Source organism: Lysobacter soli (assembly GCF_003382285.1).
Taxonomy (GTDB): domain Bacteria; phylum Pseudomonadota; class Gammaproteobacteria; order Xanthomonadales; family Xanthomonadaceae; genus Lysobacter_J; species Lysobacter_J soli.
Genome location: NZ_QTJR01000006.1, coordinates 166,966 through 192,295, shown reverse-complemented (window position 1 = coordinate 192,295; position 25,330 = coordinate 166,966). Strand labels below are relative to the sequence as shown.

The following is a 25,330-nucleotide window of genomic DNA, read 5'->3' as shown; positions in this document are numbered from 1 at the left end:
GGGACGGCGCCGCGATTACTGCGGCAGCACTTCCAGCGTGGCGACGTAGCCCAGACGGCGCTGCTTGGCCTGCTTCACCGTGGTCTTGTCGTCCTGCGCGTTGGCTTCGATCCAGTACATGCCCGCTTCCGGCCACGTCACGGCGAACTCGCCCTGCGCGTTGGTCTTCACCTTCAGCTCGTCCTGCGCATTGCGATAGCGCGTGCCGCCGCGGACGATCTCGATGTCGAGGTTCGCCGCCGGCTTGCCGTCGATCTGGAAGCGGAACTTCGCTTCCTCGCCCGCGAACAGGTCGTTGGGATGCGTCACCGGCACCAGTTCCAGGCCGACGCCGCTCGGCTTCAACGCCGTCTCGTTCGGCGAACCATTGGTGACGAAGGTTTCCACGCGGCTCACCGACTGCCCGACCTGCAGCTTCTTCGCATTCTTCGGCACTTCGGTGGCGAAGGTCGCTTCGGTGCCGCGCCAGCGCTTGGGCTTGCCGTCTTCTTCCCAGCTGCCGGTGACGTAGTTGTTCACCACGCCGATGCGGTAGGTGCCGGCCTGCTTCAGTTCGACGTCGAACACCGTGCGGTACTTGCCCGTGGCGGTGTTCTGCGCAGCGACGGTACTCCCATCGGGCGCGGTGATGGTCAGGTTGTCGGTCTTCAACGGCACGTGGTTGAAATAGAACAGGTCGTTGGACACCGCGGCATCCACCGTCACCCACGGATTGTTGCCGGCGAGCACGGTCTGCGACGGCTGCAGCCAGGCCTTGTGCGCCTGCGCGCCGAGGGGAAGGGCGAGGGCCAGCGCGAGCGCGGCGAACTTGAGGGTCTTCTTCACGACATGCTCCTGCGTTCGTTGATGTGTTCTGTTGTGGCGACGGACATCAGGGCTTGCTGGTGACGCTCACCAGGCCAAGCTCGCTCGTGCCCTGCGCCTTGCCGCTGCCCGCGCCGCCCCACTTGAAGGGGACCTTGACCAGTTCGCGACCGCCAACTTCGCGCGCGGCTTCCACCACCAGCGTGTAGTCGCCGGGCGGGAGCTTGCCGAGTTCGGGATGCTGCGCGCCGAAGGTGAGCGCATGCGTGCCGACCGGCCGCGTCGGGCCGGTCACGCCATCGACCGGCACCGTCAGCGTGCGGCCACTGCGGCGCCACCACTGCCGCAGGTCCGGCAGCCACTTGGTGCCGTGGCCTTCGGAGGTCGACTTCTGCTGGTACCAGACCGCGAGGTTCGCCAGGGCCTTCTGGTCTGCGCCTTCGACCCAGATCGCCACGTAGGGGCGGTGGTATTCGGCGACGTTGAGCTGCGGGATCTGCACGTTCACGTTGATTTCCGCCGAGTACGCCGGCAGTGCGAGCAGTCCGCTCAGCGCGATGGTCAGTTGGACGCGCATGGGTTTCCTCATGGTCAGGTCAGTGGATGAAGAGCAGGGCGATCAGCAGCGGAAGCGCGAGCCCGAGCGCGACGTACGGCCAGGTCATGCGCCGCTGTCGCGCGTGCATCTGCAGCAGGAACAAACCGGTGATGCAGAACACCAGGCACGCGAGTGCGAAGATGTCGATGAACCAGCGCCACGCCGCGCCGGCATTGCGGCCCTTGTGCAGGTCGTTGAGGTAGGCGACGACGCCGCGCGTAGTGCGTTCGTACTCGACCGCACCGCTCGCGCGATCGATGCTCAACCACGCGTCGCCGCCGGGACGCGGCAACGAAAGGTAGACCTCGTCGGCCGACCACTCCGCCGGCTGCGTGCCGATCGATACGGGCAACACGTCGTTGAGCCAGTCGCCGACGGTTCCGGGCAGCGGCGCGGTGCCGTCCTCGCGCGTGCCGAGCGCACGCAGCACGGAAGCGGGCATTTCGACCTTGCGCGTCAGCGTTTCGGGTTTGGCTTCGATCGCGGCCGAGTGATTCAGCGTGATGCCGGTGATCGAGAACAGCAGCATCGCGACCAGGCAGATGGCCGAGCTGATCCAGTGCCAGGAATGCAGCGTGCGCAGCCAGAATCCGCGGCGCTGCTGCTGCGCGGCGATGTCGGGCGTGGCGGATGACGGACTCACGGCGCGCGGCTCACGGTTCGGCCCAGCGACGCAGCAGGTTGTGATAGATGCCGGTGAGCTGCACGAGCGCGGGGTGCTCCGGCACGTCCTGCGTCAGGTGGCGGATCGACACGTCCAGCTCGAACATCAACCGGCGCTGCGCATCCTCGCGCAGCAGGCTCTGGATCCAGAAGAAAGACGCGACGCGTTCGCCGCGCGTCACCGGCGTGACCTTGTGCAGGCTCGTGCCGGGATACAGCACCAGGTCGCCCGCCTGCAGCTTCACGCGCTGCACGCCGTAGGTGTCCTCGATGATCAGCTCGCCGCCGTCGTATTCCTCCGGCGCGCTGAGGAACAGCGTCGCCGACAGGTCGGTGCGCACCGGATCCACGCCGCCGCGGCTGCGGTCGTAGCGGATCGCGTTGTCGACGTGGAAGCCGAACGACTGCCCGCCGCTGTAGCGATTGAACAGCGGTGGATAGATGCGCTGCGGCAGCGCGGCCGAGAAGAACGTCGTGTTGCGCGCGAGCGCGTCGAGGATCAGCCCGCCCAGCTCGCGCGCCACCGGATCGTTCTCCGGCAGCTGCGCGTTGTCCTTCGTCATCGCCGACTGGTGGCCGGCGGTGATGCGGCCATCGGCCCAGCCAGCATTCCGCAGGCGGTCGCGGCAATGGGCGACCTGTTCGGCGCTGAGGACTTGCGGGACCTGGAGCAGCATGTCGGATCCTCGGCTTCGTCAGGCCCGGCGAACCGGGCGTCGCGTGGCTGGATGGGGTGTCACTGGAGCGGGATAGCGAGGCGCGGATCAGAAGCGGTAGATGGCCTGCAGCACGACCTGCCGCGCCTCGCCCGGCGTTGCCCAGCCGTTGTTGCGGATGCGGGTGTAGTACGTCTTGTCGAACAGGTTGTTGACGTTGAGCTGGAAGGCGAGGCGTTCGTTGAGGTCGAAGGCCACCATCGCGCGATGCGAGGTGTAGCCCTTCGCCTCGGCGATGTTCGCGCCGTTGCCGGTGTACACGTCGTAGTTGCCCACGTACGTCAGGCCGTAGCCGAACGTCCACTGGCTCAGATCGTACGTGGTCCACAGGCTGCCCGAACGCTCCGGCGTGCCGCTGATCGGCAATCCCGCCAACGGATCCGGATTGGCCGGCGTGTTGCCGCACGCGGTGCTTGGATTCGCCTTGCAGTAGTCCGATACGCCCTGGATCACTTCGCTGTCCAGCCACGTGAGGTTGGCGAAGATCGACCATGCATCGGTGATGTGGCCCGCCGCGCCGAGCGCGATGCCGTCCACGCGCGCCGTGCCGTCGAGCTGCTGCTCGCCGCTCGGGTTTTCCGGATTACCCGGATCGGCGACCTTGTATTCCTCGCGTTCGTTGCGGAACACCGCCGCGGTCAGCGCCAGCTGGCTGTTGATGTCCCACTTCGCGCCGGCCTCGATGTTGATCGCGGTTTCCGGATCGACATTGCAGTTCGCCGTGCCGGTGGTGCTGGTCGCGGTGCACGAGCCGTTGACCGAGGCCTTCGACGGCGTCTTGCTGTTGGAGTACGACAGGTACAGGCTCGCGTTCGCCGCCGGCTTGAAGATCAGGCCGGCGCGGTACGAGAACAGGTCGTCGGAGTTTTCGGCGACCACGCGCGTCGTCGGCTGGCCCAGCTGCGGGCTGCCGGCCGTGGTGTTGAACGTCGTGGTGACCGTGTCGCCTTCGTTGTGCTCGTAGCGCGCACCGAGGTTCAGCATCCAGCGATCGTTGAATTCGAGCGTGTCGAAGGCGTAGATCGCCTGGTTGTCGAGCGAACCTTCGGCGATGCTGCCGCGGATGTAGTTGATCGGGCCGGTATAGACCGAATACGGATCGGTCACCGACATCGGCGGCAGCGGTACCGTCGCGCCGGTCGGCGTGCGGAACAGGTTGCCGGTGTCGAGGTCGAACTCCTCGCGGGAGAACGACACGCCGGTCACCAGCGAGTGCTTCACCGAGCCGGTCGAGAATCGCGACACGACATCGGTCTGGCTGACGGCGAGCGTGTTCTTCGTATCGCGGCTGAAGCCGCGCGGGCCGCTCGGCAGGTACGTGTTCGGCGTCGCGCACGGTGCGCCGGTCGCCGGGTTGAAGCCGGCCGGCAGGCACCACGTGCCCTGCGGCGCGTCGACGACGCTCAGCTGCTCCACCTGCTGGAAGCGCGCCAGGCTGCGCAGGGTGGTGTTCGGCGTGAAGTCGTGCTCGAACACGCCGGTGACCATGTCGACATCGATCTTCTGGCGGTCGATGTTGTGGTAGCCGTAGTAGTTTTCGGTATCGACGTCCGGCAAGCCACCGCCGAAGGCGGCGAAATACGGCACGCCGTACTGCGGGAGGTTGTCGTCGCTCTGGTGGAAATAGCTCGCGGTGAAGCGCGTATCGCCGTCCAGGCCGAACGCGACGGACGGCGCGATGCCCCAGCGCTCGAAGTTCTCGTAATCGCGGCCCGGCACGTCGTTCTGGTGGACCATCGCGTTGATGCGGAACGCCGAACCGTTGTCCAGGTCGGTGTTGCTGTCGAGGGTGATGCGGCCGAAGCTGTCGGTGCCGGCGCCGGCCGTCACCACGGTGGAATCGCCGCTGCGCGCGACCTTGCTCACCAGGTTGATGTTGCCGCCGACCGAGCCCGCGCCGGAATACACCGAGTTGGCGCCGTTCACCAGTTCGACCGACTCCAGGTTGAAGTTGTCGGTGCGCGTGTACTGCGCGCTGTCGCGCACGCCGTCGGTGGTGATGTCGCTGTTGGCGTTGAAGCCGCGCAGCGTGATGCTGTCGCCGTAACCGCCGCCGCCTTCGCCGGCACCAAACGTGATGCCCGGCAGCGTGCTCAGCACGTCGCGCAGGCCGATCAGGTTCTGCTGGTCCATCACGTCCTTGGTGACGACGGTGATGGTTTGCGGCGTGTCCAGCAGCGGCTGCGTGTACTTGATGGAGGACGGCTTCTCGACGTACTCGCCGTGCACCTCGATCTTGTCCAGGTCACGCGCGTTGGCGGGCTCGCCGGCGGGTTCGGCCAGCGCGGGCGCCCCGACGGCGAGCGCAAGGGCGCCGGCGAGCGGCGAGACGACGAACTTCCTGTTGGACATGGGATTCCTCGGGGGAAAGCAGGGCGGCACGGCCGCGGTTCGGCGTGAGATGTTAATGAGATGAATTCTCATTTGCAACGAAAAGTGAACGCGGGCGGACGAGCGGCGGCCGCGCGGGCGTCTGGGCCGTCGTCCGCGCGGGCGCACGACGGCGTTCCTGCGAGGGCAGGCGTATCGACTGATCGGAGGTTTGGGAAGCGCTGGCTGGCCAACGCCCGGAGCTGCGGTAGCAGGTCTGCGGAGGGCCCGGGCTAACCTGCGCTCACCCCGGGTGCGCTTGGCTTAGCCGGGCTACAAGAAACGTGCTTTGGTGCGCGCGGTATCAGCCGCGATCGTCGCGCGTCCAGATGCCGACGTCGTCGACCTTCACCGGGAACTTCGGCACCGGTTCGTAGGCCGGCGCGCAGAGCGGGCGACCATCGCGCACGTCGAACTTCGCGCCGTGCAGCACGCATTCGATCGTCGCTTCGTCGCCGTCGAAGTTGCCGGCGGACAGCTCGAAATCCTCGTGCGAGCACTTGTCTTCGAGTGCGTAGTAATCGCCGTCGTAGTTGACGACGAGGATGGCCGTGTCGCCATCCCACGCCACCGTGCGTTCACCCGGCAGCAGTTGCGAGGTTGCGCAGACGAACACCCATTGCTCGGCGGCGCCGTTCACAGCGGCTTCTCCAGCACCTCGAAGCGCAGGTCGTCGCGCTTGGGCTCGCCGAAACGCTCGTCGCCGTACGGGAACGGCTTCTTGATGCCGGTGCGGCGATAGCCGCGGCGTTCGTAGAAGGCGATGAGTTCGTCGCGGATGTCGATGACCGACATGCGCATGGACGGCAGCGACCATTCCTCGCGCGCGAGGCGTTCGGCTTCGGCGATGACCTGCTTGCCGATGCCGCCGCCCTGCAGGGCCGGGTTCACGGAAAACATGCCGAAGTAGCCGGCGCCGTCTTCCTCGGCGACATGCGCGCAGGCGAGCAGTTCGCCGCCTTCGCGCTCGGCGATGAGGATCGCGCTGCGTGGGCGGTCGATACAGGCCTGCACGTCGTCCGCGCCGGTGCGGCGGCCGCCGAGCATGTCGGCCTCGGTCGTCCAGCCCTGCTTGCTGACGTCGCCGCGGTAGGCCGATTCGATCAGTGCGACCAGCGCGTCGATGTCGGCGTGGGTCGCGTGGCGGAACTGCAGGGACTGAACGGTCATGGTATCGGTCGGTGAAGAGCGGGGCAGGCGGCCATTCTCCAGCGTGATCGGGGCGGTGTCATCCGGCGCGATGCGCGACGTTTACCCCAGCAGCCGGCGGACCTTCTGCAGCGCGGCGACGAACGCCTCGATTTCTTCGTGCGTGTTGTAGAACGCCAGCGACGCGCGGCATGTCGCCGGCACGCCGAAGTGCTGCATCAGCGGGTGCGCGCAGTGATGGCCGGAGCGGATCGCGACGCCTTCCAGATCAAGCAGCGTGGCAAGGTCGTGCGCGTGCGCGCCTTCGACCAGGAAGCTCACGACCGCGGCCTTCTCGCGCGCCTGTCCGAAGATGCGCAGGCCTTCGACCTTCGACAGCGCTTCGTTGAAGTGCGCCAGCAGTTCCTGCTCGCGCGCCTCGATGTTGCGCATGCCCAGGCCCGAGAGATAGTCGACGGCCGCGCCGAGGCCGACGAAGCCCGCGATGTTCGGCGTGCCCGCTTCGAACTTGTGCGGCGCGTCGTTGAAGACGGTGCCTTCGAAACGCACTTCCTTGATCATCTCGCCGCCGCCGATGAACGGCGGCATCGCGGCGAGGTGCTCGCGACGCGCCCACAGCGCGCCGGTGCCGGTAGGCCCCGACATCTTGTGGCCGGTGAAGGCGTAGAAATCGCAGCCGATGGACGCGATGTCCACCGCGCGGTGCGGCACCGCCTGCGAGCCGTCGACGACGGTGACGATGCCACGCTTGCGTGCTTCGCGGCAGATCTCGCGCACCGGATTCACGGTGCCCAGCACGTTGGACACGTGCGTGAGCGAAAGCAGCTTCACCTCGGGCGTAAGCAGCGAATGCAGCTGCGCCAGGTCGAGCTCGCCGCGTTCGTCGATCTCGGCGACCTTGATCACGGCGCCCGTGCGCTGCGCGACCAGCTGCCACGGCACGATGTTGGCGTGGTGCTCCATGCGCGTGAGCACGATCGCGTCGCCGGCCTTCAGCTGCGGCAGTGCCCACGAATACGCGACGAGGTTGAGCGCGAACGTCGTGCCGCTGCACAGCACCAGTTCGTCGCCGCGCACGTTGAGGAACTTCGCCAGCTTCGATCGCGCGCCTTCGTACGCTTCCGTCGCCTCGGTGCCGAGCGCGTGCACGGCGCGGCTGACGTTGGCGTTGTGGCGGCGGTAGAAGTCGTCGACGGCATCGATCACCGCATCGGGTTTCTGCCCGGTGTTGGCCGAATCGAAATAGACCAGCGGTTTGCCGTGCACCTGCCGCGTGAGCAGCGGGAAGTCGGCGCGGACGCGGGCCCAGTCGATGGCGTTCGTCGAGTCGGTGGCGGGAAGGTTCATGCGTGCTCCATTCAGGCGCGCCGGTCAGGCGGCGCCGAGGCGTTCCAGCGCGGCGTCCAGGCGGGCTTCGAGCGCCGTGCGCAGCGCGTCGCCGGGCTCGAACACCGACAGGGTTTCGCGGCAGAACGCCGCGGTGAGCAGGGCGCGCGCCTGATCGGACGACAGGCCGCGGCTGCGCAGGTAGAACAGCGCCGTCTGGTCGAGCTGGCCGACGGTCGCGCCGTGCGCGGCCTGCACTTCGTCGGCGTGGATTTCGAGCACCGGCTGCGTGTCGATCTCGGCGCCTTCGCTCAGCAGCAGGTTCTTGTTCGACAGCTGTGCGTTGGTGCCATCGGCGCCTTCGCGGATCAGGATGCCGCCGTGGAATGCGGCCTTGGAACGGCCGGCCGCCATGCCGCGCCACGTGAGTTCGCACGCGGTGTCGCGGCCGACGTGATCGATGCCCAGTCGCGTGTCGATATGACGCTTGCCCGATGCGAGCAGCACGCCGTTCGCGTGCAGGCTCGCGTTGTTTCCGTGGAGCGCGGCGTTGAGTTCGTGACGCGACAGGCCGGCGCCGAGTTCGAGGTCGAGTCGGCGATAGTCGGCCTCCTTCGCCAGCACCGCATCGGTGCGCGCCATCAGCGTCGCGCCGGCCGCCTCGTCCTGCACGCGCGCGTGGCGCAGCGTGGCATTGGCGCCGAGGTGCACGTGCGCCAGCTGATTGGCCAGATGGTTGTGCGCGCCCTGGGCGAGATGGTGTTCGACCACGAACAGGGAGGCGTTGTCGCGAAGTTCGATCAGATGGCGCAGGTGCCAGGCCTGGTCGGCCTGCGCGGGGGCGCCGATGAAGACGATGTGGATCGGCTGAGTCGACTGCGCGCCCGATTCTGCGCGAAGCACGACGCCATCGTCGGCGAGGGCGGCATTGAGGCGCGCGAAGATCTCATCGCTGCGATCGAAACGGCGCGCGAGGAAGTTGGCCTCACGCGGCTCGCCTTCGACCAGCACTTGCGAAAGCGGTTGCAGCGTCACGCCCGACGCCAGACCCGAGAGGTCGCTGTGCGACGCGTCGAGACGGCCGTTGACGAAAACGATGCGCGGCGCAGGAATATCCGCCAGCAAGGCATCGTCGAACGTCGCGACCGAGACCGAAGGCGCGGCGAACGCGCGGCGTTCCAGCGCACGCAGCGGCGTGTACTTCCACGCTTCCACGCGCGCGTGCGGAATGCCGTCGCGCAGCGCGGCATCGAGCGCGGCGCGGCGGGTTTCGCCCAGCCCGGCGGCGTCGCGGGATGGGAGCGATTCGAAAGCGGTGGCGAAGGAATCGAGCAGGGCGCTCATGTCACGCGCTCGCCGCCGGAGTGATGCGTTCCTTCACCCACGCGTAGCCGTGCTGTTCCAGCTCCAGCGCGAGCTCCGGACCGCCCGTCTCGACGATGCGCCCATCGGCCAGCACGTGCACGACATCGGGCTTGATGTAGTCGAGCAGGCGCTGGTAGTGCGTGATCACGAGGAAAGCACGATCCGGCGAACGCAGCGCGTTCACGCCATCGGCGACGGCCTTGAGCGCGTCGATGTCCAGGCCCGAATCGGTTTCGTCCAGGATCGCCAGCTTCGGTTCGAGGAGCGCGAGCTGGAAGATCTCGTTGCGCTTCTTCTCGCCGCCGGAGAAGCCTTCGTTGACGCCGCGATGCAGCAGTTCGTCCTTCAGGTGCAGCACGGCCAGCTTCTCGCGCACGAGCTTGAGGAACTGCATCGAATCCAGTTCGCTCTCGCCACGTGCCTTGCGCTGCGCGTTGAGCGCGCTGCGCAGGAAGTAGGTGTTGTTCACGCCCGGGATCTCGACCGGGTACTGGAACGCGAGGAACACGCCGGTCGCGGCGCGCTCTTCCGGCTCCAGGGCGAGCAGGTCCTGGCCTTCGAACGTCACGGTGCCGGCGGTGACCTCGTAGCCTTCGCGGCCGGCTAGCACGTTTCCGAGCGTGGACTTGCCGGCGCCGTTGGGCCCCATCACCGCGTGCACCTGGCCGGGCGTGAGTTCCAGCGTGAGGCCCTTGAGGATCTCCTTGCCGGCGACGGAGACGTGGAGGTTTTCGATCTTGAGCATGGGGGCGTGATTCGTGATTCGTGAGTTTTGGTTCGAAGCGTGCGTCAGCCGACGCTGCCTTCCAGCGACACTTCCAGCAGCTTCTTGGCTTCCACCGCGAATTCCATCGGAAGCTCGCGGAAGACGCTCTTGCAGAACCCGTCGACGATCATCGACACGGCGTCTTCCTCGGAGATGCCGCGCGAGCGGCAATAGAACAGCTGGTCGTCGCTGATCTTGGAGGTGGTCGCTTCGTGCTCGACGGTCGCGCCGGGATGCTTCACTTCGATGTAAGGAAACGTGTGCGCGCCGCACTTCTTGCCGATCAGCAGGCTGTCGCACTGCGTGTGGTTGCGCGCGCCTTCGGCGGAGCCCAGCACCTTCACCAGGCCGCGATAGGTGTTCTGGCCGCGGCCGGCGCTGATGCCCTTGCTGACGATCTTGCTCTTGGTGCGCTTGCCGACGTGGACCATCTTGGTGCCGGTGTCGGCCTGCTGGCGATGGTGCGTGAGCGCGACCGAATAGAACTCGCCGACCGAGTCGTCGCCGACCAGCACGCACGACGGGTATTTCCACGTGATCGCCGAGCCGGTTTCGACCTGCGTCCAGCTGATCTTGCTGCGCGCGCCGCGGCATTCGCCGCGCTTGGTCACGAAGTTGTAGATGCCGCCCACGCCGTTCTCGTCGCCCGGGTACCAGTTCTGGACGGTGGAGTACTTGATTTCCGCATCGTCCAGCGCGACCAGTTCGACGACCGCCGCGTGCAGCTGGTTCTCGTCGCGCATCGGCGCGGTGCAGCCTTCCAGGTAGGACACGTAGCTGCCTTCCTCGGCGATGATCAGCGTGCGCTCGAACTGGCCGGTGCCCATCGCGTTGATGCGGAAGTAGGTGCTCAGTTCCATCGGGCAGCGCACGCCCTTGGGGATGAACACGAAGCTGCCGTCGGAGAACACCGCCGAGTTCAGCGCGGCGAAGTAGTTGTCGCCGGTCGGGACCACGGTGCCGAGGTACTTCTTCACCAGCTCCGGATGGTCGTGCAGCGCCTCCGACAGCGAGCAGAAGATGATGCCCTTCTCGGCCAGTTCCTTGCGGAACGTGGTGCCGACGGACACCGAGTCGAACACGGCATCGACCGCGACGCCGGCGAGCTTCGCGCGCTCGTGCAGCGGCACGCCGAGTTTCTCGTAGGTGTCGAGCAGTTCCTGCGGGACGTCGTCGAGCGAGGCGTACTTGGCCTTCGGCGCGGAGTAGTAGCTCACCGCCTGCAGGTCGATCGGCGCGATGTTGAGCTTGGCCCAGTGCGGCATCGGCATGGTGAGGAAGTGCCGGTACGCGGCCAGGCGCCAGTCGGTCATCCACTCCGGCTCGTTCTTCTTGGCCGAGAGCGCGCGGATCACGTCCTCGTTGAGGCCGGGCGGGAGGCTGTCGGATTCGATGTCCGTGACGAAGCCGGCCTCGTACTTGCGGCCGAGCTGCTCATGGATCTCGCGATTCTCGAGCGGGTGGTTTTCCAGGATTTCGGTGGCCATGGGGCTGCCTACTTCTCAAGCCAGGTGCAGGTCGATGGACCTGCGGGGTGGTTCGTTGGGCGGCGGGGCGAGCATCTGCGCGAGCGTTACCGCGCGCAGCGCCTCCACCACCACGTCGTTGATGCGGCGCCAGTTGGCGCGTACGCCGCAGGACTGTTCCAGGCCGCAGTTGCCGGTGTGGACGCTGCATTCGGTCATGGCCAGCGGCCCTTCCATGGCCTCCACGATCTCGATCAGGCCGATGTCGCCGGCCGGCCGGGCGAGCCGATAGCCGCCGTTCGCGCCCCGGAAGCCCTCCACCAGCCCGGCCTGGGCCAGCGGCTTCAGGACCTTGGCGACGGTCGTCGCCTCCAGGCCCGAGCGCTCGGCCAGTTCGGAGGCGCTGAGCACGGCATCGTCGCCATGGGCGAGGGCGGTCATGACGACCGTGGCGTAGTCGGTGAGCTTGGTGACGCGGAGCATGGGGGACTGCAGGTTGAATCCGTACCGGAATTGTACGTTTTACCGCGGCCGAGGCCAAGGGCGTGCCGGATCGGCGATTCAGGCTTGCCGTGCGTGCGGCTGCTCCGGCGGTGTCCGGTCCCTCGCGACGGACGCGCGGCGTTCGTCGTGACGGGCGCGTCGTGATTGGCGCGCGATGGCGATGTCGCGCCGATCCGTACAGAATGGCCGCTTTCACCCAACCGGACCTCCGCATGCCGCGCAAGATCGTCGCCCGTCGTTCCGCCATCCATGGCAACGGTGTTTTCGCCGTCGCCCCGATCGCCAAGGGCGAACGCATCGTGGAGTACAAGGGCCGCCGCCGCACCCATGACGAAGTCGACGCCGACGTCAGCGGCGACCCGGATTCGGGCCACACCTTCCTCTTCACGCTGAACGAGGAATACGTCATCGACGCCAACTACGAAGGCGGCGTGGCGCGCTGGATCAACCACAGCTGCTCGCCCAACTGCGAGGCGGTGCTGGAAGAGGCCGACGGCGACGACCGCACGAAGGACCGCGTGTTCATCGAGGCGATCCGCGACATCAAGCCGGGCCAGGAGCTGTCGTACAACTACGGCATCACGCTCGAGGAAAAGCACACGCCCGAGCTGAAGAAGATCTGGGAATGCCGCTGCGGCTCGCGCAACTGCACCGGCACGCTGCTGCAGCCCAAGACGCCGAAGAAGGCGAAGAAGGCCGCTTCGAAGTCGAAGAAGACCGCTGGGAAGAAGGCCGCCACCGGCACGAAGCGCGGTGCGAAGAAGACCGGCGCCAGCAAGACCGGCGCGAAGAAGGGCGTGCGCAAGGCCGCCTGATCCAGCTGTCACGCGCCCCGGGCATTCCGGGGCCGCGTGCGGGAACGGCTCCGCCGCAATCCCGGAACCGACCTCCCGTACCATCGAACAATGGCGCGCCCGCCGACGCATCGACACACTGCGTCCGCGCCCTTGGCGCAGTCCCGCGCACCGGTCGATCAGGAGCCCCGCATGTCCCAGTCCCGCGCCCTCGGCGGCCAGACCGCCCTCGTCACCGGCGCCGCCAGCGGCATCGGTCGCGAAATCGCGTTCGAACTCGCCCGTGCCGGCGCGGCGGTGGTCATCGCCGATCTGAACGAGGCCGGCGCGCAGGCCGTCGCAGCGGAGATCGAAGGGCAGGGCGGCAAGGCGCTGGGCGTCGCGATGGACGTCACCGACGAGGCCGCCGTGAACGCCGGCGTTGCGCGCGCGAATGACGCGTTCGGCGGCGTGGACATCCTCGTGTCGAATGCGGGCATCCAGATCGTCAATCCGATCGACCAGTTCGCCTACGCCGACTGGAAGAAGATGCTGGCGATCCACCTCGACGGTGCCTTCCTCACCACCAAGGCCGTGCTGCCGCACATGTACGGCACGAAGACCGACGGCAGCCACCGCGGCGGCACCGTCATCTACATGGGCTCGGTGCACTCGCACCTGGCCTCGCCGCTGAAGTCCGCCTACGTGACGGCCAAGCACGGCCTGCTCGGCCTGTCGCGCACGCTCGCGAAGGAAGGCGCGAAGCACGGGGTTCGCAGCCATGTCGTCTGCCCGGGCTTCGTGCGCACGCCGCTGGTGGACAAGCAGATTCCCGAACAGGCGAAGGAACTGGGCATCAGCGAGGAAGAGGTCGTCAGCCGCGTGATGCTGGGCAACACGGTCGACGGCATCTTCACCACGGTGGAAGACGTCGCGCGCACCGTGCGCTTCCTCGCCGAATTCCCGACGGCGGCCTTCACGGGGCAGAGCTTCGTGGTCAGCCACGGCTGGCACATGCAATAGCGGACGCCGCCGTCGTGTGACGGCGCTCCACAACCCGAGATGCGCGACGCATCGAAAGGGTTGCCATGACTCACGCCACTGCGTAGGGTTCGCCGCGCCGCTTAGTCTGCGCCTCGCCCGGGCATCACGCCGCGAGCCGGCACGAAGCCGCCCCTCCAGCACGGACCGCCGGTGGATGCGCGAACGCGCAACCGGAACCACGCGCTGGGCCACATGGACCGCGAAGACCCCAACGCATGCGCGCACCGCTGCTCCTCATCCTGGCCGTCGTTTCCACGCCCGTGTTCGCCGTGGAAATCGATGGCCGCATCGACCCCGCCGAATGGCAGGGCGCACGCCACGTCACCGATTTCCGCAAGGTCCAGCCGTTGTCGCTGGAGCCGGGGACGCTGCCGACCGAGGGTTGGATCCTTGCGACGCCCGAAGGCCTCGCCATCGCGATGCGCAACCAGCAGCCGGTGGACACGCGCACGCGCCAGCGGGTGCGGCGCGACTTCGAGGAGCAGGTCGACCGCGTCAACCTGATGATCGATTACGACGGCGACGCGCGCACCGGCTACAACTTCACGGTGTCCTCGACCGACGGCATCGCCGATGCGGTGATCACCAACGAAAACCAGTTCAACGACGACTGGGACGGCAACTGGCGGCATGCCGTCAGCGAGGACGAGACGTCGTGGTCGGTCGAGATGCTGATTCCCTGGTACATCGCGCCGATGCGCGAGGGCAAGGACGGCGTGCGCACCGTGAAGATCTACCTGGACCGCGTGATCGGCTCGACCGGCGAGCGCTCGGCGTGGCCGGGCGCGAGCTACACGCGGCCGCGCTTTTTGTCCGACTTCGCGCCGGTGGAAATGCCGCAGTACGACCAGTCGCTGCTTGCGGTCACCCCGTACGTGTCGGGCCTGTACGACAACATCAGCGGCGACAGCGACTTCGACGCCGGCGCCGACATCTTCTGGAAGCCGAACGGGCAGTTCCAGCTGTCGGGCACGATCAACCCGGATTTCGGCCAAGTCGAAAGCGACGACCTCGTCATCAACTTCGACGCCACCGAGACCTTCATCAGCGACAAGCGCCCGTTCTTCACCGAGAACCAGGGCATCTTCGAGTTCACCACGCCGTCGGACTACAGCCAGCTGCTGTACACGCGTCGCGTGGGCGGGCCGGCCGACGACGGCAACGGCGCGGGCGACATCACCGCGGCGGTGAAGCTCAACGGCAGCATCGGCGCGACGAAGTACGGCGTGTTCGCCGCCGACGAGGCGGACGAGGTCGGCCGCACGTTCGGCGCGGTGCGCGTGGTGCGCGACCTCGCCAAGCAGAACCTCGGCGCGATGGTGACCTACGTCGACCGTCCGTTCCTGGATCGCACCGCCACCGTGATGGGCGTGGACCACAACTGGCGCCCGACGGCGCGCGTGAGCGTGGAAACGCGCGTGATCGGCAGCCAGATCGACGAGCACGGACGCACGACCGACGACAACGGCGCGACGATGTGGGTCAACTACGAGATGGACCACGGCTGGCGCCAGCAGTGGCTCGCGATGCATTTCGGCAACGAGCTGGAAATCAACGATTTCGGTTATCTGCAGCGCAACAGCACCAACTACCTCAACTGGCAGGTGATGCGCCGCTTCACCGATCTTCCGAAGGAATCGCGTTACGCGTCGAAGGACTGGCGCGCGCGCATCAGCGGCACCGACAACGACCACGGCGACCGGCTGCAGCGCCAGCTGCGCATCAGCCGCGAAGGCAACCTGCGCAACGGCAGCTACGAGTACGCGCAGATCAACATCAACACCTCCGGCGTGGACGACCTGCTCACGCGTGGCAACGGCGTGGTCGACAAGCCGTCGAACTTCAACGCGTACTTCGAATACGAACGGCCGCGCAAGGGCGACTGGGCGTGGGATACCGAGGCCGAAGTGTTCTCCGGTGGCCTCGCCGGCAACGACAAGATCGGCTACAACCTGCGCGTGCAGCCGACGTACTTCATCAGCGACGCGTTCAGCGTGTACCTGGGCGGCTTCTACGAGCGCATCCCGAGCTGGCTGGTGTGGCAGGAAGACAACCTGATCGGCGAGTTCAACGAACGCATGCTGCAGGTCGACGCCGGTCTGGACTGGACGATCACGAACAAGCAGGAACTGCGCGTGAAGATGCAGGCGATCGGCCTGGACGCGGGCCTGGAGCAGGCGTACCGCGTGCAGCCGGGCGGTGCGTCGATCGCATCGGACGACGTGGTGAACGATTTCAGCGTGCGCAACCTGGGCTTCCAGGTGCGTTATCGCTACGAGATCGCGCCGCTGTCGTACCTGTACGTGGTCTACGGTCGCGGTGGCTACCAGCAGGATCCGTTCACCGAGCGCCCCGGCGACCTGCTGCGCGACAGCCTGGAACTACGCGACGACGAGCAGCTGCTGGTGAAGCTGAGTTATCGGTTCGAGCTTTGAGGCCGTTGCTCTGATTGAGGTTCACGCTGTGCGTGGTTACCTAAAGCATCGTCATCCCAGCGAAAGCTGGGATCCATCCTGGTTCTCTCCCATAGGCAAAGAGCAGATGGATTCCAGCTTTCGCTGGAATGACGAGTGTGTGGTTTCCGTCAAAACGCCTGGGTCCCGTCTTTCGCCGCGATGACGACGCAGGGCCACGACGATCTAGGGCGCTGATGGTCCGCGCGCAGCCACCCACTGCACCGCCGTCAGAATCTCGAACCACCCCTCGCGTTTCGTCCGACGCGCCAGCTTCAGCAGCGCCTCGTCGCGGCTGAGCAGCCATCGCGCGCCGCACGCGGCTGCGAGTTCGAGGAACTTCTGATCGTCCGGATCCGCGCAGCGCGGCAGCGCGAACCCATGCGTGTCGTCGTCGAACACGCGCATCGCGGCGTCATACGCGGCCAGATGCTTCGCACGCGCGGCGTCGTCCAGGCGCAACACCGGATACGCCAGCACGCGTTCCCACTCGCTGCGGCATGCCTGGCTGGTGGCACCGATCACGGCGCCGCAGTCCAGTGCCTCGCGCAACGCGGACACCGCCGGGTCGCGGAAGACGAACAGGTCGAGGCACACATTGGTGTCCAGCACGATGCGCGGCGGCGCATCGTCGAATGACCCGCTCATGTCACGCCGCGCGCGTCACGGCGCCACTTCGCGGATGTCGGCCGTGCCGATGCGCCACGCGCGCTGATCGGCGGTGGCGCCATCGACCACGGCGCGGCGCAGCGTGTACGCGCCGACGAAGCGCTGCTGGCGACCGTCTGCGTGCGTCGCGGTCAACGCGACCGGTACTTCCACATAGCGCGAACCCGCGGCGGCATCCACGCGGCCCGGCGCCATGATCTCGACCGACACGCCGGTCGTGTCGGCGAAACCGGCGGCGAACTGCTCCGGCGTCTGGTTGCTCGAGCGTCCACCGTCGGACCACAGTGCATACGCCTGCGCGAAATCGCGACGGTTGATTGCGGCGTAGTAGTCGCGGATGACGGCGACGGCATCGTCCACGGTGGGCTCGTTGGTCGCGATGTCGGTCGGCGGGGCGTTCGGATCGACCGGCGCCGTCGTCGCGGCGAGCGGGTCTTCCGCCGGCAACACGGGATTGCCTTCGGCATCGAGCGCCACAGTCTCCTCGGGCTTGGGCGGTCCGACCACGCCGGGGCCGGGCTCGTCCGGCATGCCGGTCACGCTGCCGCGCGCGCCGGCCGGGGCGGGCAACGCTTCGGTGTCGTCGCCGGACGCGCCGGGCGCGCGCGACTTGTCGCCGCCGCACGCCGACAGGGCGGCCGCGCAGGCGAGGAGAAAGGCGAAGCGGAACTGCGTCATTGCATCAATCCAGGTGGACGACGACGTTGCCATTCTCGATGGCGGTGGTGCCGATGCGGCGTGAACCCAGGCGGTCGAGCAGGCTGTTGTCGAGGCGATACACGGGCTCCTCGCGTGCGTACTCGGCGAGCCAGGAATTGAGCATGGCGCGCGCGCTGGAGTTCATCGCGCCTCCGAGTGCCGGTACGTCGACGTTCTCGATGCGCGGCTCCTGCAGGTGCAGGCCGCGCGTGGACGGATCGAAACGCAGCGCGCTGGTGAGCGCGAACCGGCCCGACGCCTTGCTGCTGTCGCTGCCCAATGCGCCCAAGCCCACATCGAAATCCAGCCGCAGGCGGTTGCCGTCCTGGGGGATCGACAGGCGCGGATTCATCAGCGTGAGTGAGACCAGGCCGCCTAGCTTGTCGTAATGCTTCGGGAAATTGCGATCGAGCGAATGCTGCAGCTGCATCGGCGTGAATCGCACGTCGTCGCCGAGCAGCGCGCCGACCGTCGAGCAGGCGGACAGCAGCGCGACGGCGAGGGCGAAGAGGACGGCGAGAGGAAATCGGAGAGTGCGGCGCGGGTCCATCTCAAGCTCCACGGGGATGCCCGGACGATACCCGCGCCGCATGAACAACACCACTCGATCGGCGGCGTGCGGCGATGCTAGCGTCCCGCCGTCCACGCCGGGTGACGGCCCGACGAGCGGACGTCGCGCGATCGATCAGCCGCGTTGCTGCATCGCCAGGCGCAGGCCGAGGCCGATGAAGAGCGTGCCGGTCGCGCGCTGCGTCCATCGTCCGGCGCCGCCGGCGAGGCGTCGGCCGAATCGGCCCGCGGCGAAGCTCAGGAAGAGGTCGTTGCAGAAGCCGATCACGGCCAGCAGCGCGCCGAGGACGAAGAACTGCAGCCACACCCAGCCGCGTTCGGGATGCACGAACTGCGGCAGGAAGGCGAGGAAAAACAGCGCCACCTTCGGATTGAGCACGCCGGTCACGACCGAGCGCAGGTAGACGCTGCGGCCGGAGGCGCGCGGCTTCGGCGCGTCCGCATCGGTGGGTGCGGTGCCGGCGTCGCCGCTGCGCCAGGCCTTGATCCCGAGCCATACCAGATACGCCGCGCCGAGGTATTTGACGAACTCGAACGCCATCGCCGACGTCGCCAGCAGCGCCGACAGACCGAGACCCGCGGCGAGCGCGTGCAGCAGCGTCGCCGTCTCCAGGCCGAGACCCGCCTGGATTCCGCGCTTCGTCCCGCCCGCGAAACTCTGCGCCAGGATCCACGCCGTGCCGGGCCCGGGCAGCAGCACCAGTACGAGGGCCGCGGCGAGGTAGGCGAGCAGGGTCGTCGTGTCGAACAGGTGCATGGCGGCGCGCGGACGTCAGTGGGGCGCTCAGGGTACGCGCGTCTGGTCGCAGGCGGGGATGCGCGCGGCGCAACGGATCGTCGCGACGCCTGCGTCGTCAGGGCGATGCCGCATCCGCAGGCTTCGCGCGCGCCCCGCGCGCCTGCACCGGCACTGGCGGCTGCCCGCGACGCGCGCCCGCGTAGCGCGCGTAATCGCGGTAGAGCATCTGCACCGTCGGCGTGCCGTCGAGGTCGTGTGCGACCTTGCCGCCCGCGCGCGGCTTGAGCACCGCGAACCAGCGGTGCGCGCCGATGACGTCAGCGTCGGTGAGCGGTCGCCCCTTCGTGTCGGTGGCGACCACCGACAGCGTCACCGCATGGTTGACGTTCCCGCCGATGGCGTAGAGCCGGTTGTTCTTGCCGTCGGTCTTCACCACCAGGTCGCAGTGCAGCGCGTTCGACGGGCTGTTGCCGGTGCGGACGTCGGCGATGGACGCGAACGAACTGTCCCCGCGCGAGGTGCACAGGAGGTCGCCGGCGTCCGGCGTCGCCTCGGTGAGGTCGTAGGCGACGAACGCATGGTTCGGATCCTGCCCGTCCCGCGCGCGCACCGCGGCGCGCACGTAGTCGATGTGGCCGCCGCTGCGGCGGAACTGGTCGGTCGACAGGCCGGCTTCGCACGCCAGCCACGAAATGAACGCCGCCGACCACGGCATCGCCCAGCCGGCCTCGTGCCAGCCATAGTTGACGATGCTCTGCACGCGCATCGCTTCCTCGTTGCCGGTCGCGGCCCAGTAGCCGGCGATGGCGCCGGCCACCGCCTCGTCGTCCTCCATCAGCCCCAGGCGTGGCGCCTGGCGCAGCACGCGATCGCCGATGGAGGCGTTGCGATCGGGCGAGATGATCTCGACCACGCCCGACGGCTGCGGCACGCGCGGCACGATCGCCGCCGGTTCCACCGCCATGTCGAGGATGGGCATGCCGAAGTACGCCCACTCGGCGGTCGCCAGGTCGATCATGCGGGCGCGGTAATCGCCGGCCGCGTGAATCGACGGACACGAACTGGTGGCGATGCGATACCCCGCCGCGCGCGCGGGCGCGTAGCCGCCGTCGGGCGTGCGGCGATACAGCGGCTCGAAGCGGTTCTCGCCGACGCGCACCATCATCGGCGGCGCTTCGTCGGCGCGCGAGTAGATCACGCGCAGTGCGGGATCGGGAAAGCCGGAGGGACGTGGGAAGGCGGGGATCGCGCGGCTCGCGCTGCGTGCCGTCTGCGCCCACGCCGGAAGGCTCGCGAACATCGCCAGGCTCATGCCGAAGGCGACCATCAGGACGGTCGGCAGCGTGTGTCGTGTCGATCGCATGGGCGCGCTCATCCGTAGCGGAGCGCACAGAGTGGCCACAGGCGCGTGAAGCCGGCATCGCGTCGCGCGCGTGCCGGCCCCGCGGGCGGGTCAATCCTCTTCGTGCCGGGGCTTGTAGGCCTCGACCAGCTTCTGCTGCACGTTCGACGGCACCGGTTCGTAGTGGCTGAAATCCAGCGAATACCGACCGCGGCCCGCGGTCACGGACTTCAGTTCGGCCGCATAGCCCTCGAGCTCGGACAGCGGAACCTGCGCCTTCACGACGATCTCGTTGCCGCGCACGCTGTCGGTGCCGCTGATGCGCGCGCGCTTGCTCGCCAGGCCGCCGCTGACATCGCCCATGTGCTGCTCGGGCGCGTTGACCTCCAGCTCGACGATGGGTTCGAGCACCTGCGGCCGCGCCTTGCCGATCGCATCGAGGAACGCCTTCTTGCCCGCGGCGACGAACGCGACTTCCTTGCTGTCCACCGGGTGATGCTTCCCGTCGTAGACGATCACGCGCACGTCCTGGATCGGATACCCCGCCAGCGCGCCGCTCTGCAGCACCTGGCGCACGCCTTTCTCCACCGCCGGCATGAACTGGCCGGGTATCGTGCCGCCCTTCACCTCGTCGACGAACTCGAAACCGGTGCCGCGTGGCAGCGGTTCGATGCGCAGGAATACCTCGCCGAACTGGCCCGCGCCGCCGGTCTGCTTCTTGTGGCGATGGTGGCCTTCGGCCTTGCCGCTCACGGTTTCGCGATAGGCGATGCGCGGCGGACGCGAAGTCACTTCCACGCCGTAGCGTTCCTTCAGCCGCTCCAGGTTGATGCGCAGGTGCAGGTCCGAGAGCCCGCGGATCACGGTCTCGTTGGTTTCGGCTTCGTGTTCGACGACGAAGCACGGGTCTTCCTCGGACAGCTTGTGCAGTGCCGTCGCCAGTTTCTGCTCCTGTCCCTTGCTCGCCGCTTCGACCGCGAGGCCGAACATCGGGCGCGGGAAATCCAGCGGCGACAGGTGGATCTGGTCCTCGTCGTGGCTGTCGTGCAGCACCGCGTCGAAGTGCAGTTCCTCGACCTTCGCCACCGCGGCGATGTCGCCGGGAATCGCCTGGTCGATCTCGACGTGATCCTTGCCACGCAGCTTGAACAGATGGCCGACCTTGAACGGCTTCTTGCCGTCGTCGACGAACAACTGCGTGTCCTTCTTCACCGTGCCTTGGTGCACGCGGAACACGCCGAGCTTGCCGACGAAGGGATCGTTGACGATCTTGAAGACGTCGGCGATGACGTGCGCCTTCGGATCCGGCGCGGCCTGGATACGCGTGCGCTCCGGGCCTTTCTCGTACGGCGGCTCGTTGGCTTCGGCGGGGTTCGGAAACCAGCGTTCGGCGACGTCCAGCAGTTCGCCGATGCCGGCGCCCGTGCGGGCCGAGCAGAACAGCACCGGCACCAGATGCCCTTCGCGCAGGCATTGCTCGAACGCGTCGTGCAGTTCGTCTCCGGACAGGCCTTCCTCGCCGAGGTCCAGGTAATGCTCCATCACCGTTTCGTTGATCTCGACGATCTGGTCGAGGATCTTCTGATGCCATTCGGCCACGGGCCCGAGGTCGCTGTCGCCCTGCGGGTTGATCAGGCAGTCGACGACTTTTCTGCCGCCATCTGCGGGCAGGTTGAGCGGCAGGCATTCGGGGCCGAAGGTCTCGCGCAGGTCGGCCAGTACGCCTTCGAGCGACGCGCCTTCGTGGTCGATCTTGTTGACGATGATCGCCCGGCACAGGTTGCGGCCGCGGGCGTACTCCATCATGCGGCGCGTGCCGTATTCCACGCCGGCGGCGGCATCGACGACGACCGCCACCGTTTCCACCGCACCCAGCGCCGACAGCGCGGGGCCGCGGAAGTCCGGGTAGCCGGGAGTGTCGATGAGGTTCACGTGCATGCCGGCGTGGTCGATGCTGGCGATGCTGGCGTCGATGGAATGGCCGCGTTGCTTCTCGATCGGATCGAAGTCGGACACCGTGCTGCCGCGTTCGATCGTGCCTGCCGTCTGGAGTGCGCCGCCGGCCTGCAGCAGGGCTTCGAAGAGCGTGGTTTTGCCGGCGCCGGGGTGGCCTGCCAGGGCCACGTTGCGGATGGATTGTGTGCTGTAGGACATGAGCGGACTTCTCCCGTGAGGGTGGGAAGGCCGTCATGGCTGTCCGGCGCTGCGCCTGCGCGAAGGGGGCGCTCGGCGGGCGGTCATGGCGGGTGCCGGCGGGGGCCGGGAGCGAAAGCCTCGCGCAAGGGGGAGGGGTGGTCAAGCCGGCGAGGGGAGAAGTGGGCAACGACGACGGATTTCACGCCGCATCGGGGCAGCGGCCCGCATGCGCATGCGCGGCTAACGTCCGCCACGCTAGGCTGCACGCTCTTTCACCCCACGAAGGAGTAGCGAAATGGCATTCAAGCGTACGGCCGAGGCGGTGTGGCGCGGCGACCTGCAGGGCGGAAAAGGCGCACTTTCCACGCCCCAGAGCGGCTTGTTCACCGACCAGAACTACTCCTTCAAGACGCGCTTCGGCGACGAGAAGGGCACCAATCCCGAGGAGCTGCTGGCCGCCGCGCACGCGGGCTGCTTCTCGATGGCGCTGTCGGCGGTGATGACCAAGGCCGGCTCGCCACCCGACACCATCCAGACCCGCGCCGAAGTGACGATGGAGCCGGGGATGGACCCGGGGCCGACGGTCACGGGCGTGAACCTGGTCGTCACGGGCAAGGCGCCGGGCGTGGACGAGGCGACCTTCCAGCAGTACGCCGAAGCGGCCAAGGCCGGCTGCGTCATCTCGCGCGCGCTGTCGGTGCCGGTGACGCTCCAGGCCTCGTTGCAGGGCTGATCGGGCTTGATGGCGACCAATGCGATCCGCCGCGCCGTGCTGGTGCACGGCGCAGGCGGGGGCGGCTGGGAGTGGAACGTATGGCGGCGGGTGTTCGCCGCGCTCGGCATCGAGGCGCAGGCGCTGGACCTCCAGCCGGCCGAAGATGGCCTTGAGGCCACGGGACTCGCCGATTACGCCGCGCAGGTGAGCACCGCGCTGGAAGCGTCGCCGCGTCCGTGCGCGGTGGTCGGCGCGAGCCTCGGCGGCCTGCTCGCGATGGTGTGCGCCGACGCGGCCGACGCGCTGGTGCTGGTCAATCCGCTGCCACCCGCGCCTTGGGTGGAAGATCTTCCTTCACGCGAATGGCCCGACGTGGTGCCATGGCAGCGCGATGCGCGCCTCGACTCGACCCGCCGCGCGCTGCCCGATTCGGATGAAGCCACCGCGCTGTTCGCCTTCCGGCGGTGGCGCGACGAGTCCGGCCTTGTGCTCCGCCAGGCGCATGCCGGCCTGCTGCTGGACGCGCCGGCCTGCCCGACGCTGTGCATCGCCTCGTCGCAGGACGAGGACGTCCCGCCCGAGGTGACGGCCGAACTCGCGCGCGCCTGGGACGCGGACCTGTTGCGCGTCGCTTCGCCGGGCCATGTCGCTCCGCTGCTCGGGCGCGGGGCGGCCGCGGTTGCGACACAGGCCGCGGCCTGGCTGACGGCGCGGCTGTCGGCGCGGTAAATCCCCGTCGCGGCCGCGCCCATGTGAAGGCGTGGATTCAGCACCCATTGCCCGCGGCGGCCGGACGATGCGCGCACGCCCTTCCGGCGCCGGAGCCTCCCCATGAATCGCCTGATCGTCGCTTCCCTCGCGCTGGCCGCCGCCGCGAGCGGTTCGGTGCACGCGCAGTCCTACCCGCAGTCGTATCCCCAGTACGGTTCGACCAGCAGCAGCGACTACGCGCGCGTTGTCCGCGTCGATCCCGTGTTCGACCGTTACGAAACCAGTGCGCCGCAGCAGCGCTGCTACGAGCGCCCGACCTACGTCGGCGGTGACGGCTATCGCAACGACGGCTATTACAGCGGCGGCGATCCGTACGGCGGAAGCTCGTATCCGTCGGGAACGCAGACCGGACGCACGGTCTCGACGATCGTCGGCACCATCGTCGGCGCCGCCGTCGGCAGCCAGATCGGTGGCGGAAGCGCGCGGTATGCGACGTCGGCGATTGGCTCCGTCGTCGGCGGCATGGCCGGCCGGCAGATCTACGACCAGAACCAGGCGCAGCGCGAACGCGTCGGCACCGTGCGGGTCTGCGATCCCGTGTATGAAGGCGACGGCTACTACTCCTCGCGCAACGGCAGCCGTAACGCGAGCGCCTACGACGTCACCTACGAGTACGCCGGTCGCACCTATACCACGCGCACGAGTTACGACCCCGGCGACCGTATCCGCGTGCGGGTGAACGTCACGCCGGAGTAATCGGGTTTCGTCGTAGCCCGGGTGGGCGAAGGGCACCCGGGCAGGACGCGTAAAGCCTGAGTCGTAACCCGGGCTATCAAACTGCAGGGAGCCTTTCTCAGGCCCAGTCGATCGTCCCGCGCACGACGTTGCACACCTGTCCGCCGGACCACACCTCGCCGTCCGCATCCACGCGCAACTGCAGGCGGGCATCGAAACCGACTTCGCGCCCTTGGCTCACCGTGTATCGACCGCCGGTGCCGGGCAGGGCGTCGTTGTGCTTGAGCCACGCGGCGAGCGTGGCGTTGGCCGCGCCCGAAGCGGCGTCCTCGAACCGAGCCGGCGCGCCGACGAATGCACGCACGACCAGGTCGTAATCGCGGCCTGCATCGGCGCGGGCGAAGGCGCACAGTCCCATCGTTTCGGTGGTTTCGGCCAGGTGCGCGATGGCGTCCCAGTCCGGCGTCGCGTCGCGCAGCGCCGATTCGCTGGCGACTTCGGCGAGCCACCAGCGGCGCCCGCCGTCCATCAGCGCCGGCGGCAACGCGCCCGGCTCCAGTGCGGCCAGCGCCGCCGTCAGGCGCGCATCGCCCGTTTCGGCAACCTCCACCACCCGCGCGCGCGGCGTGCGCACCGCGATTGTGCGCGTCGTTCCGCTGCCTTCGACCGACAGCGGAAGCGTTCCGGCCGCGCCTTCCTGCACGATCTGGCCGTCGACGAGTTCCGCCAGCCCCGCGTCGAGCACGACGTGCGCCGTGCCCACGCTCGGATGCCCCGCGAACGGCACTTCGCGCCGCGGACTGAACATGCGCACGCGATAGGCCGCGCCGGGCTGCGTGGGCGGGAAAACGAAGGTGGTTTCGGGCAAGCGCGTCCAGCGGGCGATGGCCTGCATGCGGGCGTCGTCCAGGCCCTCAGCGTCCAGCACGACGGCCAGCGGATTGCCGGCACCGGGCCGGTCGGCGAACACATCCAGTTGCAGGTAGCGGCGAAGCGTCATTCGGCGGGGGTCCGAGT

General features: G+C 68.0%; 24 protein-coding genes and 1 pseudogene. 6 read left to right on the top strand and 19 right to left on the bottom strand.

The genetic code is table 11. The annotated features are described in order from the left end of the window. Positions 1 to 15 precede the first annotated feature (15 nt). The 12 genes from DX912_RS10805 to DX912_RS10750 all read right to left on the bottom strand — a co-directional run bounded on the left by DX912_RS10805 (position 16) and on the right by DX912_RS10750 (position 11,706). Positions 16 to 825, bottom strand: a complete 810-nt coding sequence (locus DX912_RS10805; protein WP_115842520.1) for a DUF4198 domain-containing protein — start codon at positions 823 to 825, stop codon at positions 16 to 18. A gap of 46 nt (positions 826 to 871) precedes the next feature. Then, a complete protein-coding gene (locus DX912_RS10800) occupies positions 872 to 1,381 on the bottom strand; it encodes a DUF2271 domain-containing protein (protein ID WP_115842519.1) in 510 nt (169 codons plus the stop codon). 19 nt (positions 1,382 to 1,400) lie between these two features. Further along, positions 1,401 to 2,045, bottom strand: a complete 645-nt coding sequence (locus tag DX912_RS10795) for a PepSY-associated TM helix domain-containing protein (protein WP_115842518.1) — start codon at positions 2,043 to 2,045, stop codon at positions 1,401 to 1,403. Between the two features lie 10 nt (positions 2,046 to 2,055). Then, positions 2,056 to 2,742 (bottom strand): Fe2+-dependent dioxygenase, encoded by a 687-nt coding sequence (locus tag DX912_RS10790; protein ID WP_115842517.1) that lies wholly within the window; start codon positions 2,740 to 2,742, stop codon positions 2,056 to 2,058. Between the two features lie 87 nt (positions 2,743 to 2,829). Beyond that, positions 2,830 to 5,133: a TonB-dependent receptor gene (locus tag DX912_RS10785; protein WP_115842516.1), complete on the bottom strand. Its 2,304-nt coding sequence runs from the start codon at positions 5,131 to 5,133 to the stop codon at positions 2,830 to 2,832. Between the two features lie 322 nt (positions 5,134 to 5,455). Continuing rightward, positions 5,456 to 5,791: a non-heme iron oxygenase ferredoxin subunit gene (locus DX912_RS10780; protein WP_115842515.1), complete on the bottom strand. Its 336-nt coding sequence runs from the start codon at positions 5,789 to 5,791 to the stop codon at positions 5,456 to 5,458. Next, positions 5,788 to 6,321, bottom strand: coding sequence for a GNAT family N-acetyltransferase (locus DX912_RS10775; RefSeq protein WP_115842514.1), 534 nt, complete (start codon positions 6,319 to 6,321; stop codon positions 5,788 to 5,790). Before DX912_RS10775 ends, DX912_RS10780 begins: the two co-directional genes overlap by 4 nt. Before the next feature lie 81 nt (positions 6,322 to 6,402). Continuing rightward, positions 6,403 to 7,647 (bottom strand): cysteine desulfurase, encoded by a 1,245-nt coding sequence (locus DX912_RS10770; protein WP_115842513.1) that lies wholly within the window; start codon positions 7,645 to 7,647, stop codon positions 6,403 to 6,405. Positions 7,648 to 7,671: 24 nt separating this feature from the next. Next, positions 7,672 to 8,970: a Fe-S cluster assembly protein SufD gene (sufD, locus tag DX912_RS10765; protein WP_115842512.1), complete on the bottom strand. Its 1,299-nt coding sequence runs from the start codon at positions 8,968 to 8,970 to the stop codon at positions 7,672 to 7,674. 1 nt (position 8,971) lies between these two features. Next, positions 8,972 to 9,736: a Fe-S cluster assembly ATPase SufC gene (sufC, locus tag DX912_RS10760; protein WP_115842511.1), complete on the bottom strand. Its 765-nt coding sequence runs from the start codon at positions 9,734 to 9,736 to the stop codon at positions 8,972 to 8,974. A gap of 44 nt (positions 9,737 to 9,780) precedes the next feature. Further along, positions 9,781 to 11,244 carry a Fe-S cluster assembly protein SufB gene (gene sufB, locus DX912_RS10755; protein WP_115842510.1) on the bottom strand — a complete coding sequence of 488 codons (1,464 nt, stop codon included), beginning with the start codon at positions 11,242 to 11,244 and terminating at the stop codon, positions 9,781 to 9,783. Between the two features lie 15 nt (positions 11,245 to 11,259). After that, positions 11,260 to 11,706 carry an SUF system Fe-S cluster assembly regulator gene (locus DX912_RS10750; RefSeq protein WP_115842509.1) on the bottom strand — a complete coding sequence of 149 codons (447 nt, stop codon included), beginning with the start codon at positions 11,704 to 11,706 and terminating at the stop codon, positions 11,260 to 11,262. A gap of 233 nt (positions 11,707 to 11,939) precedes the next feature. On the opposite strand from DX912_RS10750, the pseudogene DX912_RS10745 reads away from it, so the two are divergent. From DX912_RS10745 to DX912_RS10735, 3 genes and pseudogenes are all read left to right on the top strand, one after another. Then, positions 11,940 to 12,401 (top strand): annotated as a pseudogene (locus DX912_RS10745) (SET domain-containing protein); the annotation flags it as partial. Positions 12,402 to 12,713: 312 nt separating this feature from the next. Then, positions 12,714 to 13,523 (top strand): 3-hydroxybutyrate dehydrogenase, encoded by an 810-nt coding sequence (locus DX912_RS10740; RefSeq protein ID WP_115842605.1) that lies wholly within the window; start codon positions 12,714 to 12,716, stop codon positions 13,521 to 13,523. A 236-nt stretch (positions 13,524 to 13,759) separates the two neighbouring features. Next, entirely contained in the window at positions 13,760 to 15,979 is a 2,220-nt protein-coding gene (locus DX912_RS10735) for a DUF5916 domain-containing protein (protein ID WP_115842507.1), read from the top strand. Positions 15,980 to 16,183: 204 nt separating this feature from the next. Here DX912_RS10735 and DX912_RS10730 read toward each other — a convergent pair whose 3' ends face one another. From DX912_RS10730 to fusA, 6 genes are all read right to left on the bottom strand, one after another. Next, positions 16,184 to 16,645 carry a PIN domain-containing protein gene (locus DX912_RS10730; RefSeq protein ID WP_115842506.1) on the bottom strand — a complete coding sequence of 154 codons (462 nt, stop codon included), beginning with the start codon at positions 16,643 to 16,645 and terminating at the stop codon, positions 16,184 to 16,186. 15 nt (positions 16,646 to 16,660) lie between these two features. Further along, positions 16,661 to 17,344 carry a Cif family virulence factor gene (locus DX912_RS10725; protein ID WP_115842505.1) on the bottom strand — a complete coding sequence of 228 codons (684 nt, stop codon included), beginning with the start codon at positions 17,342 to 17,344 and terminating at the stop codon, positions 16,661 to 16,663. Positions 17,345 to 17,348: 4 nt separating this feature from the next. Then, positions 17,349 to 17,915 (bottom strand): DUF1439 domain-containing protein, encoded by a 567-nt coding sequence (locus tag DX912_RS10720; protein WP_181902800.1) that lies wholly within the window; start codon positions 17,913 to 17,915, stop codon positions 17,349 to 17,351. Between the two features lie 135 nt (positions 17,916 to 18,050). Next, entirely contained in the window at positions 18,051 to 18,692 is a 642-nt protein-coding gene (locus tag DX912_RS10715) for a LysE family translocator (protein WP_115842503.1), read from the bottom strand. A gap of 97 nt (positions 18,693 to 18,789) precedes the next feature. Beyond that, on the bottom strand, positions 18,790 to 20,037 hold the full coding sequence (locus DX912_RS10710) for a DUF2272 domain-containing protein (RefSeq protein ID WP_181902799.1): 1,248 nt from the start codon (positions 20,035 to 20,037) through the stop codon (positions 18,790 to 18,792). A 90-nt stretch (positions 20,038 to 20,127) separates the two neighbouring features. After that, positions 20,128 to 22,170 (bottom strand): elongation factor G, encoded by a 2,043-nt coding sequence (fusA, locus tag DX912_RS10705; RefSeq protein WP_115842501.1) that lies wholly within the window; start codon positions 22,168 to 22,170, stop codon positions 20,128 to 20,130. Between the two features lie 277 nt (positions 22,171 to 22,447). On the opposite strand from fusA, the gene DX912_RS10700 reads away from it, so the two are divergent. From DX912_RS10700 to DX912_RS10690, 3 genes are all read left to right on the top strand, one after another. Then, positions 22,448 to 22,885 carry an OsmC family protein gene (locus tag DX912_RS10700; protein ID WP_115842500.1) on the top strand — a complete coding sequence of 146 codons (438 nt, stop codon included), beginning with the start codon at positions 22,448 to 22,450 and terminating at the stop codon, positions 22,883 to 22,885. Positions 22,886 to 22,894: 9 nt separating this feature from the next. Next, positions 22,895 to 23,596 carry an alpha/beta fold hydrolase gene (locus DX912_RS10695; RefSeq protein WP_115842499.1) on the top strand — a complete coding sequence of 234 codons (702 nt, stop codon included), beginning with the start codon at positions 22,895 to 22,897 and terminating at the stop codon, positions 23,594 to 23,596. Between the two features lie 102 nt (positions 23,597 to 23,698). Continuing rightward, complete coding sequence (locus DX912_RS10690) at positions 23,699 to 24,334, top strand: glycine zipper 2TM domain-containing protein (protein WP_115842498.1); 636 nt, start codon at positions 23,699 to 23,701, stop codon at positions 24,332 to 24,334. A 97-nt stretch (positions 24,335 to 24,431) separates the two neighbouring features. On the opposite strand, the gene DX912_RS10685 is transcribed toward DX912_RS10690, so the two are convergent. Then, positions 24,432 to 25,313, bottom strand: a complete 882-nt coding sequence (locus tag DX912_RS10685) for a PhzF family phenazine biosynthesis protein (RefSeq protein ID WP_115842497.1) — start codon at positions 25,311 to 25,313, stop codon at positions 24,432 to 24,434. Positions 25,314 to 25,330: the final 17 nt, after the last annotated feature.